Genomic DNA, 14,576 nt, shown 5'->3' on the forward strand with positions numbered 1-14,576 from the left:
GATGTTTTAATCGCTACTTCTGGAGCAAAAATCTCGTGCCAGATTTACATAGTGCCTTATTCTCGTACTTTCTTTAACCATTGGTAGGTTTTTTCAAGTCCTTCCGTTAAAGTATGGATACTCTTCCAATGTAAGTCATTTTTAATCACCTGGGTGTCAACGCTTCTTCTCCTTACGATGTCGACTGGGCGCTTGCCTTCATATTCAATAGAAGTAACTGGGTTATTTGTAACTTTAAGAACTTTATCAGCCAAATCGTTTACACTTGTTTCTATGCCAGTGCCAACATTATATGTTTTGCCAATGGCAGAACAATCAACAGCAGCGAGAAGTATAGCATCCAGTGCATCGTCGATATAGGTGAAATCCCTAGTTTGTTGTCCGTCCCCATAAATTGTTAGCGGTTGCCTCTGCAACGATGCTTCAAAAAATTTAGCTACTACTCCGCAGTAAGGATTGATTGTTGTTTGACCAGGTCCAAATACATTAGATAAACGCAATATTGAAGTAGGAAGCCCATACATATGGTAATAAACATTACAATAATGTTCTGCCGAGAATTTACTAGCTGCGTATGGAAGACGAATCTCATAATAGGATTCTGGCGTAGGCAGTAAAGCTGCATCGCTATAAATTGAGGCTGTTGAAGTATATATGAATCGTTTCAGATTAGGGCAATGGCTATAAGTGTCTTGTAACAAAAGCAATTGACCATATAGGTTGACTTGAAAATCGCGATCTATATTGGAGACCGATTGTATTAAGTTTGCACAAGCTAAATGAAATATATATTCAACTTTTGGCAGAATATCTTTCAGAATTTTCCTATCCAAGATGCTTCCTTCTATAAAAGTTACTTTATCACTAACAGGAACTGCTGCTCTATTTCCAGTAGAGAGATCATCAAGTACATAGATATGCTGACTGATAGGCAATAGTTTACTGATTAGCTGAGATCCTATGAAACCAGCACCACCAGTGACCATTATATTACCTAACATACGTATCACCCCCTTCTTAGAAAATGTTTAGTTTCTGATTTATTAATGGCTCTATATTAGGCCATACCTTTTCTATTTGCTGACAATAAGTATAATTATCAAGTGTTTTTTTACGTGCATTATTACCTATTTTGTGACGAAGCTCCGTCTGATTTAGATAATAGTTTACTAGCTCAATAGTTTCTTCTGGTGAACTTGTTAGAACAAGATCTTCATTCTCTACAAACATTTCCTGAAGAGCGGGAGTTCTGCTTGCAATCATAAAGGCACCTGTACCTAATATTTCAAAGGTACGTTGGGTTACTTGATGTTCAGCATTTTGAATGCCTAATACAATTTTTGAAGCGCGATATACAGCAGATGTACTTTTGTAGGGTAATGGACCACGCAACCATTCTTGAGGCACAGTACTTTTGAACTCTTGTTTAATTAATGTTCGATGTTTGTACCATCCGGAACCCCAAACATGAGTCGTAATATTATGATTAATCAGAGGGAACAATAGATGTTCAAGACTCTCATAACGATAAGTTCGCTTGATTAGATGGGCGTTTCCAATTAAGGCTATATCAAATGTTTCTACATCCTCTTCTGACTTTTTTGGGAATAGGCGTGGGTTTATAGCGAAATTGAAGTAGCTTGCTGGTATCCCTAAATAGTTGTATTTTTCAACACAGTCGGGATGAATGGTAAGAACATAGTCGGGTTTAGCTGTTTGCACAGCCTTTAACGACCAGCTCTCATAATGAATGATGTCTTCCGTAGCCCAGTAAATATGATACAAATGATATTTTTTGCATAGATCAGGGATTTTTTCCAGAAACCCTCCGAATAGTGAGTAATTAAAACCAACAGTGATTAAGATATCAGGTCTGAAGTAAGCGATTCCTGCCTCTACTTCTTTCGATATCCAAGACGACTGATAAAAAATTTCATGGCCCATTTGAGCAAGCGAATCTCCTAAACTATTCAGGCAATAGGAACGATGATCAAGAAAAAAGATTTTGTATTTTTGCATATATGTCTCCCTTCAGGCGGCAACTTGGCCGAAAACAGCTATAGATTTCAAGTGTTTATAATACTTATTATATTAATCAATATTTATTTTGCTTGGGATACTAGCTGAGAGTCGTATAGATTATTTTATAACCGTCATGACGATATACAATGATTGCTAGCAATGGAAAACATTACACCAACAGCAAGTGAACCCTCCTACTTTGTTTGTGCGTCTTTATATGTGTAAGAAACAAACAAAAACAAAAGGAGAGTTCAAATAATGAAAAGAAAAATTATGATGGCCGTCACTGCAGGTATGGTATTCGCAGCAGCAACACCGGGCTTTGCAATGATCACAGACTCAGATGAGATGAATAAAAGGATGATTCAAGAGAATCAAGACCGCATCGAACAGAGCATTGATCCCATTGCTGGAGTGATTGGTGGAGACGAACCAGTGTTCAAAATTATGGCAATTGATGGAGTAGAAGGTGAAATCCCGGAAGAATTTATGAGAATCACGGCTGTCACTGATGGCAATGAGCAAATGGAAGTGGCAGAAGACATGGTAACATTAACAGGAGCGGCTGAATCAGGTATAGCAGAAGAGCTATATACAACAACAGTTGCAGAAGAAAAGAAAGGTCTATTCGGAAGAATTGCAGATTTCTTCCAGAATATTTTTCACTGGATTATTGGGTAAATAAGAAAACCCCACGCAATAGGTGCTGGGGTTCTTTGCATTAAGGAAGGGGGAAGTGAATGGTAAAGGAAGTGCCATGTTCGTTAGAAGCAACATCGATTCTACCGTTATGACGTTCTACAATACTATAGCATACTGCTAGCCCTAGTCCAGTTCCGTGGCTCTTAGTGGTAAAGAAAGGGGTACCTAGTTTGCCTAGTACATCGCTTGGTATTCCATGACCAGTATCTTCAATGCGCAACACGACAGAATGAACGGTACTATAAGTCTGAATCTTTACACATCCACCTGAGTCTATTGCTTCAAAGCCATTCTTCACTAGATTTAATATTAGTTGGCGAAATTCCATCTCGTTAATATCAACCTTCGGGATATCTTCTAAAAGGAACGAAATATTTTTATTCTCTTTTAAAGCTTCAGATTGCAGTAAAGGGAAGATATTTTCCACGAGAAGGTTTATATTATGCGATTGCCTATCATAATGTTTATAGCCTGCGAGCGATAGAAATTCTGTAATAATATGATTGGCACGATCTAATTCAGAAATCATTAGCTCGAAATGATGGCTATGGTTAGCGAAGTATTCCTTGCTCATCATAAACTGTAGAAATCCACGGACGGTCGTTAATGGATTGCGAATCTCATGGCCAATGCCAGCCGCCATCTGACCAATTAGATTTAATTTATCAAGGCGAGCAATTTCACGCGTAAGTTTCTCGTTTTCCGTCACATCTAGTGCAACATATAAGAAACACATCTCGCCAGTAACCTCGATAATCTCCGATGAATGGATTAACTCCCTGATATGTCCCTGTTTTGTTAAGCATTTAACTTTAAAATTCGACCGACTACCGGAAGACCCTGAATCCAATACGTCAGAATCAATGGGATAGTGATTGGAGAAAACCGTTAGCACATCAGTGCATTGTCCAATTACTTCATCTTTGGTATATCCCGTAAAGAAACACCAAGCATCATTCACATCCAGGACTGTTCGCTTCTCAACTGAAATTAAACACATCATAGCTGGGCTTAAATGAAATGACTTAAAGAACAGTTCTTCTGAGCGTTTTGCAGCTAGTTGAAGTTCTTTTTTTGCTGTAATATCGCGGACGATCACAGCATATCCGTCTTCATATGGATACGCAGTGATGTCGTAGTATGTATTGTTGATTGGGTCTAAACATTCCGTACTGTTGGAGAGCCGAGCCTGCGATAGCACTTGAATAAAATCAAAAATTGTAGAGTTGATGAATTCAGGGAATACCCGAAAGAGGTTGCGGCCTAGTAAATCGAGCTTGCTTTTATTCAATAGTTCTTCGATTTTAGGATTGATGTAAAGAAACCGCCAGTTCTGGTCGAAAATCGCAAAGCCATCGGACATACTAGACAAAACGATGGCTAATTTTGATAAATTCTTATCAAGCTCTTCCTCTAATTTTCTCTCCATTGTAATATCATCCCAGCTCACGACTACACCGTCGGTAAGTTTCGCAACAGATACCTTAATATAGCTAAGTTCCCCATCTCGATTATAGGTGGATGTTTCAAGTACAGCAGGGCGATTCGTCAAAACCACTTCGCAGTATCGATCGAAGAGTCCAGACTCGACGTATCCAGGATATAGTTCAAGCAAAGAGAAGTTGGATGCTTCTTCTATAGGAACGCCAAGGAATTCGCTCGCTGCTTGATTGATGCTTTCAAAGCGAAAGTCAATAATCCGCTCCTCAGCATCTCGTATCGCAGAAAATATTACAAAACAATCCATCAAAACGTTTAACGCAATTTTATATTTTTCATGAGCTTCATTAAGTTGCTGTTTTAAGAAAGCAACTTCATTGGACAAGTATTGGATACGTGGTTCAGACATAATCTATCAACCCTTCCAAAAAGATCCGTAGAAAGAAACGTAAAAATGCCATATATTACTTATGTAAAATAATACTATAGCAAAATATGGATGGCAACAGTTTAGAAGCACAAGTGGAAGTCATAATGACGAACCGATAAGGTTGTAATAAATTTACAGAATATCGCGCAAATTACAGATATGTGATTTCACAGGGAAAGTGCTGGCTTTATTGAGGGGTGAGATAATGGATCTGTATGAATTATTTCAAGCTGTGCTATATCCTATCGTAGTTTTCATCTTACTCATCATCCTTGTAAGATTGGTTGGTAAGAAAATGTTGGGGCAGCTGACGTTCTTCGACTTTGTTACGGGAATTACGCTTGGGAACATCGGAGGGGCTTTTGTTACATCAGAGGTAAAGGGTAACTATGTATTATTAAGCTCTGTCGTGTTTGCAGGAATGGCTTTAATTACGGGGTTTATTACATTGAAGAGTGTTACAGCTAGAAAGCTCATAGAAGGAGAGCCAATTATCGTTATCCAAAATGGCAAAATTCTCGAGCATAACATGAAATCTATCCGCTATAATCAAGATGATTTGGTCATGCAGCTCCGTGATAAAAATATCTTTGACATGACAGAAGTTGACCTGGCAATGATAGAGCCTCATGGAACACTTAGTGTAATCAAAAAAAATGCTAAACATGGGATATCCACAGAGCTCGTCCGAGATGGAAGGATTCAAGAATTGAATCTAAAACAATTAAACAAAACCCATGAGTGGTTATATAACGAGCTAATGAAACATGGAGTAAAGGATGTAAATGAGGTTTTTCTAGCGGCATTGAACAAGAACGGGAATATCTACATAGACACTAGGGATGATAAGATAGAGGATGTGTATAAAGTAAAAGATGATGACTCACTGATTGAATGATTCAGATAGACGTTTATACTCTTTACGTGCCTCAAACATGCGTTTCGAGACCTCTTGTTCAGTCATGGATAAGGCCTCAGCAATTTCCTTATAAGTAAAGTTCGTCATATATCGGAGTCCTAAGACTCTTTTGTTGATTGGTGATAATAATTCAAATATATTGAGTGTCGTAATAGACATATATCATGTACTCCTTTACTAAAGTCCGTGAATCAACTAAAAAATTCCGTATTAACTGCACTAGTAATTGTAGTACAGCAATAAGTATATGAAAATAATTGGAAAAAATCAATACACTTAAGAAAATCTTAAGATGTTTTACATATTCTACATTAACTGTCAATATTCTACAATCATTAATTTGGAACAAAAAAAGTATAAGATACGTCTATACTTATAGGTTTCGAATACAAACTGAGAAGAGGGAAACAATGACAACGCGAAATAGCCGAAGTACTGCACTTATTTTAGGATTTTGTATCGCACTCTTAGCATTTTTAAGCCTTTTTATCGGCGTGAAAGTTATCTTGGGTAATCAATTAGAAATCATCAACCTTGTTGCTTTTAGTGGATTTGCACTAATTATGGGAATTATAACCATGTTGTTATTTTTGTTTGCGTATAGTATAGCATTAAGTCTCTTTATAGGTGGTCTAATTATAGGTAATTATGTTATGTTTCAAAGCTTTGTGGATGGAATGACGGGTTGGGGAGATCTTGTCGGGATTATTTCACTATTTACTTGGGTTATTATCGGATTAGTGGCAGGAATAGTAGCGCAACTTGTCTATAGTTGGTACCGCAAGTTTAAGAAATAAAGAGAAGATAAAATAAGAAATAGAATAAAAATAAGAGGAAATAAAAAATCTAGGGGAGACATTAAAAGTCTCCCCTAGATTTTTTGATTACTTATTACTTATTCGCTAATTTCAGAAGGGCTTCATAACGAGAACTAAGCAGCTTTTCATGGCCTTCTTCTTCCTTTACCATTTGCTCGAAGACCTTTTTCAACAGTGGATCCTCCGCTTTTTCTGCTAGCATTTTGTAATGCTTTTGTGCTTTTCGCTCATCTTCAATGGCTTCTAGCAATCCGTCCAAAATCTCTTGCACTCACGTACACCCCTTCTATATTTAATGACGTAAAATTCTACTACTTATAATCTACTCTTTTAATGGTAACTGTGCAATTACTAAGGTGATGTCGTCAGTGATTTTTTCTAATTTGCTGAATGCAAGGAAATCATTGGATAAATGTTCAGCAATCAGATCAGGATTCTCTTTCGCGTGCGTTAAAAAGGCTTGTTTCATACGACTGTCATATAATTCTCCAGCGACAGATTGCTCGGGCATTCCATCAGTCGTGAACAAAAATGTCATACCAGGAGAAATGCTCCGCACATGCTCAGGGTAATTCATAATGATTTCGTCCAAAGCTGAAGAGATTGGCATACCTCCACAATTTAATTCTTCTATGCCAAGGTTTGCCGTAGTATGTTGAATCAGGAGTGGGGGATTTTGAAATCCAGCACTAGAGTATATGAACTCCTCGTTTTTCAAATCGAAGACTGCTAGTAGCATACATACGAAATAGTCCTCTGGATAGCCTTCCTTTAAATATTCCTGCACAAAATACTGTAATATTTCTTTGGGTGATAGGGTCTGACCTTCAAAATGTTTATGATCGAAATAGGATTGAATCGTCTCTTTTGCAAATAAAGAAAGCATCGCACTATCTAAGCCGTGTCCAGTCACATCACACACAAATACGACATACTGCTCAAAGAAATCATTAAGCATGCCATGATTTACTTTAAACACATCGTAGATATCTCCACCAATATCCTCTGCAGGGCGGTAGTATGCTGCGAATTGTATGGTTTCCGTTGTAGGGAGACTGTCAGGGAGTGAACGTTGATAGATACGGTATGCGTTCTTAATTTCTGTATTATATTTTGATTGAAGGCGATGCAGATGAGCAATGTATTTATTTCCGTGAATATAAAGGTTTCCAGCACTTTCTCGAATTGAAATCTCTAAAGGTGCTCTAATTAGATTCTTTTTTTGAAACATTAGTGTTTCTTGAAATGAAGAATTAGAGGATATCTTATCAAGAAGCTTTGCTAACTTTATATGATCCGCATCAATAATAACATTGTATATGGAAGAGATCCTACATGAGTCAAAATCATTCGATGTAAGCCCAAGAAAATCCTGCATCGCGAGATTCACAAAGAGTATGCGACCAGTACGATCGCATACTAAATAGAAATCCTCAGTTGTATTGACGATATTTTCAAAGATATCATGTAAATCTTTAGGGTGCCCCATAAGCCTCTCCTCGTGAAGTCGTATCTAGGTAATATATGACACAGCGAAAATCTAAACCGTGTTTATTTTAACATATTTTTTAAAAGATTTCATAGAAGATTTGCGCTATCGGGGCTAGTATGAATTACTTTCTAGCTACATGTAACATTCGTGACAAAGCCTTCTAAAATGATAGGCCCTGTTCTACCAGTAACAGAGTTAAATGGGGTAACTACAATTTGCGAATTTGGTGTAATAGAAGCGACAGTAGGTAGTTCTACCCTAGTTGACCAATTCGGTGGGGCCTGCGGAGTAGGGGATAATTGATTTCCAAACCCACCGATATCTGGGATGAAAATATCTCCAGTATAAATATCGTAATCCCCAAAAAACGATGGCTGCGGCAAAGTGGCCATAATATTAACGGCTTGCCCGCCCTGCGGTGCGAAGTTGATATATCCTACGCCGCCAGTTCCAAACGGTACGCGCCCTCTTGCATGTAAGGAGACACAACAAGGGAAAGCAACTAACCCAGGTACACATAACACATCCCCGGGATATATGATGTTAGGGTTGGTAATGTGCGGGTTATTGACTGCTAAGGCTTCCAATCGTACGCGGAACATTTGAGCAATCATATAAAATGTGTCGCCAGGTTTTACGGTATACCTTGCTAGAAATCCAGGTGGACAGCTTTGCGGAACTCTTGCTTGTTGTATATTCATAACATAAATACCTCCATATGATTTTACTAGATGAAATCAGGCTCAAACATATAGCCAAAAGTCATAGAATATCATATGAAATTTTATTGAAAATGCTAGTATCTAAGCGTTATCAAGAAAACGAAATACATCGCTATCATAGAATATAGGAGAGGGATGGAGGATATCACCTCCATTCCTCGTTTTATATAGCATATTAACGGAATTAAGAAAAGGAGTGTGCCATATACTATGAAACGGAATATATGTATCTCGTAAAGATGTAGATATAAAGAAAGATATCAATTCCACAATAGTAATAAAATGTTATAATAGGAAAAAGATATTTTTGCCAAATTGGAGAGGGAATATATGACAAAGAAAAAGATTATGATTATTATCAGCACTTTGTTTAGTATCTTGGTGCTAGCAGGGTGCAGTTGGTTTACAGGGGAAAAGGATTTACTAGACCCTAAAAAGCCAACAACTATCACTATTTGGCATTATTACAACGGCCAGATTAAGGACAAGTTCGACGCTTTGGTGGCAGAGTTTAATGAGACAATTGGTATGCAAAGAGGAATTGTTGTAGATGCGCAAAGTCATAGCGATGTGCAACAATTAGCCAATGCTGTGTTTGATGCTGCGAATAAAACACTTGGTGCACACCCGATGCCTGATATTTTTGCAGCCTATCCTGAAAATGCCTATAGAGTTAATCAAATTGTTGAGCTAGTAGAGTTAGAGTCATATTTTACAGAGACAGAACTACAGTCTTTTCGCCAGGATTTCTTAGAAGAAGGTCGATTTACTGAAGATGACAAGATTAAGATCATACCAATAGCAAAATCAACGGAAAATCTTTATTTAAATAAGACGGATTGGGAAGTCTTCGCCAATGCAACAGGGGCTAATCTCAATGATTTGCGCACCTGGGAAGGGATCGTTGCAACAGCGCAGAGATACTATGAGTATTCTGGGAAAGGGTTTATGGGTATTGATGCGACTGCCAATTATATGCTATTAACAGCAATACAATTGAGCAATATAAATGATGACAAGAACTTCTATAACAGTAAGACGAATACAATAAACTTTAATCAAGTAGTTGCGAAGACCATATGGGACCACTATTACATACCATACATAGAAGGCTATTTTGTAAAAACAGGTCGATTTAGTTCCGATGATGCTCGCACGGGGACAGTATTAGCTTATACAGGTTCATCTGCTGGTGCGGCGTACTTTCCTAAGGAAATCACAATTAGTCAACAAGAGATTCATCCAGTGGACTCCTTAGTATTGCCCTATCCGCATTTTCAGTCAGGCATTCCCTATGCAATTCAACAGGGGGCAGGTATGTGTATAACCAAAAGTGATAAGGCCCACGAATATGCGGCAGCACTGTTTTTAAAGTGGTTCACAGAGCCGGAGCAGAACGTTGAATTTGCAGTAACCACTGCATATTTTCCTGTGAAAAATGATGCTTTAAAAGAAGAAGTAATATTACGTGCGCTAGAGGGAACAGAAGTGGCAAATGAAGCGATAAAAGGATCAATTAATACAACGATGAAGATGCTTGACACCCACACTTTTTTCTCAAATAAGCCGTTTGAAGGAAGTTATGAAATACGCGTGTTGCTAGAAAACCACTTAAATCAGCGAATTAAAAATGACCTTGAAGCACTACAGAAAAGAGAACAAAAGGGTGAAGACCGTAAACTTATCATTAATTCCCTAAGCTCAGAAGAACAGTTTCAAAGTTGGTACAAACAATTCATGATGGAAGCAAATTCAATCTTCACAAGGTAGAGAGAAGGGCAGTGGATTTATGAAAAACAAAATAAAGGATAAAAAATCCATTGTCTTTAAATTAACAGCATTTGTAATCCTATTAATTGTCATTCAAGCTGTCCTGCTAACTATTACCATGATAGTTGCTGGTGTATTGAGCCAGGCTAAAGAGAACGCGTATCAGGCATTCTATGAGAAAGTAAGCAACCGCAAGAACATCATACAAGAAGAAATGAAAAATAGATGGACAAATATGGACCCTTTTGTGTCCAAAATCTCTCGGGTTTTGTCAAACAATACGGATACACAATCATTTTTTGATGAAGCGATTCAAGATGTGATCGCTATGTTAAGGGCTACAGAGGTAACGGGGGCTTTCATTATATTGGAAGAAGACGAGCGTGAGGAGAATGGCAAGGCGGCTATTTATGTTAGGGACTACGACCCGTTACTGAATGACATTAGTAATTCAGATTTGTATTTAGTAGCCGGGCCCTCCGAGCTAGCAAAGAAACTACGAATTCCTCTAGACCAAATGTGGGGTTACAATTTAAAGCTAGATGAAAGTAATCGAATCTTTTATGACAATCCATATACTAATGCATCATTGACCTTTCAAACGCAGCTATTGGGGTATTTGAGTCCACCATTTCAGATGTCAGAGGACGATTTGCCGATTATAACATATACAATGCCGTTGTTCGATGCCGAAAAAAGGTTGCGAGGTGTAATTGGTGTTGAAGTGTCTGTCAATTATGTAACCCAGTTTCTGCCCGCAACCGAGATACTATCAAAGGACTCCTTGGGTTATATGATTGGCTTTCAAGGTGACCAAAGTACTGATATTCATCCGATTGTTATGACAGGTGCTTTACAAAAACGAATGATACGAAATAGTGAACCACTAATTTTCCATAACGTAGATGAAGAACGCGATATCTATAGTATAGAGAACCACAAGAGTGGCCAGCCAATATTTGCCTGTGTCAAAGCGATAGAGTTATATCATTACAATACGCCTTTTGAGGGTGAAAAGTGGTATTTAATTGGGATGATAACGGAGAGCCATTTACTTAACTATGTTGTCAAAATCCAACGTATCCTTTGGGTATCTTTACTCGTATCCATTGTAATTGGGGCATTTAGTGGTTACATTGTCAGCTATTATTTCACAAAGCCGATTATACAGTTAGCAAAGCAAGTTCGCGAAGGTGATAAAGAAACAGCACTATCTTTTCAGCCTACAGGCTTTACGGAGGTTGATGAATTAGCAACTGCAATAGTATCGGCGAATAATGCACTATTAGAGTCCACAATTAAGATGTCCAGAATCATAGACCTTGTGGAAGTTCCGATTGGAGCCTTTGAATGTCGAGATGAATCGAACCATGTATTTGTTACGGATCAGCTTCAACAGGTCCTTTCCATTGACAATAAAAAAATGAGTAGGCTAGTACAGCATAAGGAATTATTTAAGAATATGATAGAAGATATTTTTCGTCATCCAGAGCCGGATGAAGAAGGAGTCTATAATATCAATGGATACAAATGGGTGCGAATCAAAACGGTTTCTTACGAAACAAGTATTCTGGGAGTAGTCATTGATGTAACAGAGGAGATATTGCAGAAGAAAGTAATAAAGCAGGACCGCGACCATGACCCGCTTACCAATATATTGAATCGTAGGGCAGCACAGCAAGGTATAGAAGAGCTTATGAAGATGGGTTCCGAGCTTAATACAGCTGCATTATTAATGTTTGATTTAGACAACTTGAAAATAATTAATGATACGTTTGGTCATAAGTGGGGAGATATATATATTAAGGAAGCAGCGCGACAATTAACCCTAATTGCAGACGGGCGAAAGATTGTAGGTAGGCGCTCAGGGGATGAATTTGTTCTGTTCTTACATGGCTACCCAAGTAGAGATGCTATTGAAGAAGTGATAGCGCAATTGTATCGCAATCTAGAACAAGAGCCGATAGAATATCCGAATGGAGAAAAGAAGGCTATATCAATTTCCGCTGGTTTAGTGTGGATTGAAAACTGGGAAATATCCTATGATGAACTGTTACAACAGGCAGACGAAATGCTATATGAAGCAAAGGAACAGGCAAAGGGTACATGTAAATACTGAAGATAGATGAATAAAAGTAGGCCGCCATTGATTGGCGGCTTTAAATATGAACAAAACGGGTTGTCCAGGGTAAATTCTGTAGGGTATGTGCTATACACTATAAAAAGATAAATAGATGTTTGATAGGAAGCTAAATTACCCTTGTTTCATACTCTATAGTAGGAGTTGCTATCCTAAGCAAGATAGGGAGAAATGGAGGTGTAGTTATGGGGAAACCTTATTTAGGCATCTTAATTGGTAATCGTGATAGGAATGCAATTTTAAATGGTGAAGGCTATGAAAAGGTTGACCTGTATCTTGATGCTGCTAAGAAATATGGACTACAGATATGTTTCTTCCGATTCAACGATATCGATATGAAGTCTAATGTTGTAATTGCCAAATTCCCTAAGGGTCATAATACGTGGACAACAAGAAAGATTTCAGTTCCTAAAGTCATTCATAATAGAGCTGTTTATGGTACTCGGCAACAAAATCAAATAGTAAAGCTACGCAAAAGAGGATTCGTCTTATTTAATGGTTGGAACACGTATAGTAAGCTTAAAATTCACCAGTTGCTCGAGAAGCATAGATCGCTAAAAGCATACTCGCCTATCACTCGATTATTTACGAAAAGAAACCTCAATTACTTTTGTCGCTTTTCATCTTTTTTCTTGAAACCTGACCGCGGAGCAGTTGGCAAAGGAATAGTCAAATTGTCAAAAGTGGAAGCTAACCTTTGGAGAATTACCCATCAGAACAAAAATAGGAAGCTAATTTTTGAAAAGACAAAAGAAGAACTATTTGATTTTTTAGTTCGATATACCAAAGGTTCTAGATGTATATTACAACAGACAATCGTATTGCAAACCTATAACAAAAGGCCATTTGACATCCGTGTTTCCGTTCAGAAAAATTTCGAGGGAAAATGGCAAGTAACTGGCATGGTGGCAAAGGTAGCAGGGAAAGGTCATTACTTAAGCAACGTTTTTCAGGGTGGCACCGTTAAGAGACTAGATGAAATATATTGGAATAGCTCATATTTAAGAATAAAGAATAAAATCTCCACAGTTGCTTTACAAATTATTAGGTATCTTGAAAAGAACTTATCAAATCTATCGGATGTTGGATTTGATTTCGGAGTGGATGATGAAGAGCGAATCTACTTTATTGAAATGAATAGTCGAGACCAACGCTATAGTTTTCTTCTAGCGGGGATGGAACAGACCTTTCAAGAGACGTACGAGAATCCAATAGCTTATGGGAAATATCTTATTTCTCAAAATCTTTAATCCATTGATTCACAAGCATAGGGAGGAGGCTTTTACGATTAATCAGAAATTTTTTCAGAAGGCTTTTTTCATGACTAGTCAACAGGGTATCAGGAGTATCCTCAATGATTTTACTAACGTGGTCATTGGGGATTTTTTGTAGCATGTTGGCGTATTTGCGTAATAAACTTTTGTGCTTTAGAAGGTACGTAGGAAGACCATTAAGATAGCGATTGTTGTACTTCGCGACGCGATTCCAATAGGTACTCGTAGCAGCTCTTTTTTTCCATGCGATTGCACCTAACAGGCTTAATCCATGGTCGATAAGGTAGAAGTTGAATATATTGGTAGCGTTTAAACTACTCGAACGATCATCCAATGCTTTACGATATAAGATAATATTACGGTTGTTACGGTCAATGTTGAGAATCCAAATATCAAAAACAAACATTTTAACTAGGCGTTCTGGTTTATAGATATGATTGAAAATGTTTTTAGAGTTAAATTGACTATATAGGTTTGTCCAGTTCAGTAGTCGGTTAGCAGAATGCTTGATGGAAACAGTACCTAATTGTTCATTAATCGTCTGCAGTTCTACGGTAGCAACAGGGAGCTTTGCTAAATTTGCTAATTTGTAAGCAATGTATTCATTGGCAGATAACGGACCACTATATTTCTTACTCTTAGCAGTGGGGAACTTGAAGTAACCCCGCTTATTCGTTGGATCTACATGAGAGACATACCATACGGTGCCAACGCTCTCCTTGCTAGCTACAACGTTCTCGAATTTCCATTTACCTGCCATTAAGATGCCCCCATTCGAAATACTATATAGTATTCAGCAATAGCTGAATACGGGAGCATTCGGACTCAAAAAACAAAGACCTTTGCC

At 37.9% G+C, this 14,576-nt stretch carries 14 protein-coding genes; 6 read left to right on the forward strand and 8 right to left on the reverse strand.

What is annotated here, in order from left to right; genetic code table 11:
• Positions 1–56: 56 nt before the first annotated feature.
• Both BHU72_RS02885 and BHU72_RS02890 read right to left on the reverse strand, forming a co-directional pair.
• On the reverse strand, positions 57–1,001 hold the full coding sequence (locus BHU72_RS02885) for an NAD-dependent epimerase/dehydratase family protein (protein ID WP_069701130.1): 945 nt from the start codon (positions 999–1,001) through the stop codon (positions 57–59).
• A gap of 16 nt (positions 1,002–1,017) precedes the next feature.
• Positions 1,018–2,019: a CgeB family protein gene (locus BHU72_RS02890; RefSeq protein WP_069701131.1), complete on the reverse strand. Its 1,002-nt coding sequence runs from the start codon at positions 2,017–2,019 to the stop codon at positions 1,018–1,020.
• 261 nt (positions 2,020–2,280) lie between these two features.
• On the opposite strand from BHU72_RS02890, the gene BHU72_RS02895 reads away from it, so the two are divergent.
• Positions 2,281–2,703 carry a hypothetical protein gene (locus tag BHU72_RS02895; protein WP_069701132.1) on the forward strand — a complete coding sequence of 141 codons (423 nt, stop codon included), beginning with the start codon at positions 2,281–2,283 and terminating at the stop codon, positions 2,701–2,703.
• A 40-nt stretch (positions 2,704–2,743) separates the two neighbouring features.
• Here BHU72_RS02895 and BHU72_RS15335 read toward each other — a convergent pair whose 3' ends face one another.
• Complete coding sequence (locus BHU72_RS15335) at positions 2,744–4,573, reverse strand: PAS domain-containing protein (protein WP_083248222.1); 1,830 nt, start codon at positions 4,571–4,573, stop codon at positions 2,744–2,746.
• A 226-nt stretch (positions 4,574–4,799) separates the two neighbouring features.
• On the opposite strand from BHU72_RS15335, the gene BHU72_RS02905 reads away from it, so the two are divergent.
• Positions 4,800–5,492, forward strand: coding sequence for a DUF421 domain-containing protein (locus BHU72_RS02905; protein WP_069701133.1), 693 nt, complete (start codon positions 4,800–4,802; stop codon positions 5,490–5,492).
• Here the strand turns inward: BHU72_RS02905 and BHU72_RS02910 are convergent.
• The gene (locus BHU72_RS02910) at positions 5,478–5,672 is read right to left on the reverse strand and encodes an RNA polymerase sigma factor (protein ID WP_069701134.1); all 195 of its coding nucleotides are present in this window, start codon (positions 5,670–5,672) and stop codon (positions 5,478–5,480) included. The genes BHU72_RS02905 and BHU72_RS02910 overlap by 15 nt on opposite strands.
• Positions 5,673–5,923: 251 nt before the next feature.
• Here BHU72_RS02910 and BHU72_RS02915 point away from each other — a divergent pair, with 251 nt between their 5' ends.
• The gene (locus BHU72_RS02915) at positions 5,924–6,310 is read left to right on the forward strand and encodes a hypothetical protein (RefSeq protein ID WP_069701135.1); all 387 of its coding nucleotides are present in this window, start codon (positions 5,924–5,926) and stop codon (positions 6,308–6,310) included.
• 94 nt (positions 6,311–6,404) lie between these two features.
• Here the strand turns inward: BHU72_RS02915 and BHU72_RS02920 are convergent, their stop codons facing one another.
• From BHU72_RS02920 to BHU72_RS02930, 3 genes are all read right to left on the reverse strand, one after another.
• On the reverse strand, positions 6,405–6,602 hold the full coding sequence (locus BHU72_RS02920; RefSeq protein ID WP_069701136.1) for a ferritin family protein: 198 nt from the start codon (positions 6,600–6,602) through the stop codon (positions 6,405–6,407).
• Positions 6,603–6,653: 51 nt separating this feature from the next.
• Positions 6,654–7,820 carry a SpoIIE family protein phosphatase gene (locus BHU72_RS02925; RefSeq protein WP_069701137.1) on the reverse strand — a complete coding sequence of 389 codons (1,167 nt, stop codon included), beginning with the start codon at positions 7,818–7,820 and terminating at the stop codon, positions 6,654–6,656.
• Positions 7,821–7,951: 131 nt separating this feature from the next.
• A complete protein-coding gene (locus BHU72_RS02930; RefSeq protein WP_069701138.1) occupies positions 7,952–8,524 on the reverse strand; it encodes a LysM peptidoglycan-binding domain-containing protein in 573 nt (190 codons plus the stop codon).
• 351 nt (positions 8,525–8,875) lie between these two features.
• Here BHU72_RS02930 and BHU72_RS02935 point away from each other — a divergent pair, with 351 nt between their 5' ends.
• The 3 genes from BHU72_RS02935 to BHU72_RS02945 all read left to right on the forward strand — a co-directional run bounded on the left by BHU72_RS02935 (position 8,876) and on the right by BHU72_RS02945 (position 13,705).
• Entirely contained in the window at positions 8,876–10,315 is a 1,440-nt protein-coding gene (locus BHU72_RS02935) for an extracellular solute-binding protein (protein ID WP_069701139.1), read from the forward strand.
• Between the two features lie 19 nt (positions 10,316–10,334).
• Complete coding sequence (locus BHU72_RS02940; RefSeq protein ID WP_069701140.1) at positions 10,335–12,434, forward strand: sensor domain-containing diguanylate cyclase; 2,100 nt, start codon at positions 10,335–10,337, stop codon at positions 12,432–12,434.
• A 206-nt stretch (positions 12,435–12,640) separates the two neighbouring features.
• Positions 12,641–13,705 (forward strand): YheC/YheD family endospore coat-associated protein, encoded by a 1,065-nt coding sequence (locus BHU72_RS02945; protein WP_069701141.1) that lies wholly within the window; start codon positions 12,641–12,643, stop codon positions 13,703–13,705.
• Here BHU72_RS02945 and BHU72_RS02950 read toward each other — a convergent pair.
• Positions 13,686–14,489 (reverse strand): HipA family kinase, encoded by an 804-nt coding sequence (locus BHU72_RS02950; RefSeq protein WP_069701142.1) that lies wholly within the window; start codon positions 14,487–14,489, stop codon positions 13,686–13,688. The genes BHU72_RS02945 and BHU72_RS02950 overlap by 20 nt on opposite strands.
• Positions 14,490–14,576: the final 87 nt, after the last annotated feature.

The organism is Desulfuribacillus stibiiarsenatis, from assembly GCF_001742305.1.
Lineage (GTDB): Bacteria > Bacillota > Bacilli > Desulfuribacillales > Desulfuribacillaceae > Desulfuribacillus_A > Desulfuribacillus_A stibiiarsenatis.

Coding starts and splice junctions, on each gene's coding strand:
- BHU72_RS02885 (WP_069701130.1), bottom strand. CDS start 1,001: ATGTTAGGTAATATAATGGTCACTGGTGGTGCTGGTTTCATAGGATCT.
- BHU72_RS02890 (WP_069701131.1), bottom strand. CDS start 2,019: ATGCAAAAATACAAAATCTTTTTTCTTGATCATCGTTCCTATTGCCTG.
- BHU72_RS02895 (WP_069701132.1), top strand. CDS start 2,281: ATGAAAAGAAAAATTATGATGGCCGTCACTGCAGGTATGGTATTCGCA.
- BHU72_RS15335 (WP_083248222.1), bottom strand. CDS start 4,573: ATGTCTGAACCACGTATCCAATACTTGTCCAATGAAGTTGCTTTCTTA.
- BHU72_RS02905 (WP_069701133.1), top strand. CDS start 4,800: ATGGATCTGTATGAATTATTTCAAGCTGTGCTATATCCTATCGTAGTT.
- BHU72_RS02910 (WP_069701134.1), bottom strand. CDS start 5,672: ATGTCTATTACGACACTCAATATATTTGAATTATTATCACCAATCAAC.
- BHU72_RS02915 (WP_069701135.1), top strand. CDS start 5,924: ATGACAACGCGAAATAGCCGAAGTACTGCACTTATTTTAGGATTTTGT.
- BHU72_RS02925 (WP_069701137.1), bottom strand. CDS start 7,820: ATGGGGCACCCTAAAGATTTACATGATATCTTTGAAAATATCGTCAAT.
- BHU72_RS02930 (WP_069701138.1), bottom strand. CDS start 8,524: ATGAATATACAACAAGCAAGAGTTCCGCAAAGCTGTCCACCTGGATTT.
- BHU72_RS02935 (WP_069701139.1), top strand. CDS start 8,876: ATGACAAAGAAAAAGATTATGATTATTATCAGCACTTTGTTTAGTATC.
- BHU72_RS02940 (WP_069701140.1), top strand. CDS start 10,335: ATGAAAAACAAAATAAAGGATAAAAAATCCATTGTCTTTAAATTAACA.
- BHU72_RS02945 (WP_069701141.1), top strand. CDS start 12,641: ATGGGGAAACCTTATTTAGGCATCTTAATTGGTAATCGTGATAGGAAT.
- BHU72_RS02950 (WP_069701142.1), bottom strand. CDS start 14,489: ATGGCAGGTAAATGGAAATTCGAGAACGTTGTAGCTAGCAAGGAGAGC.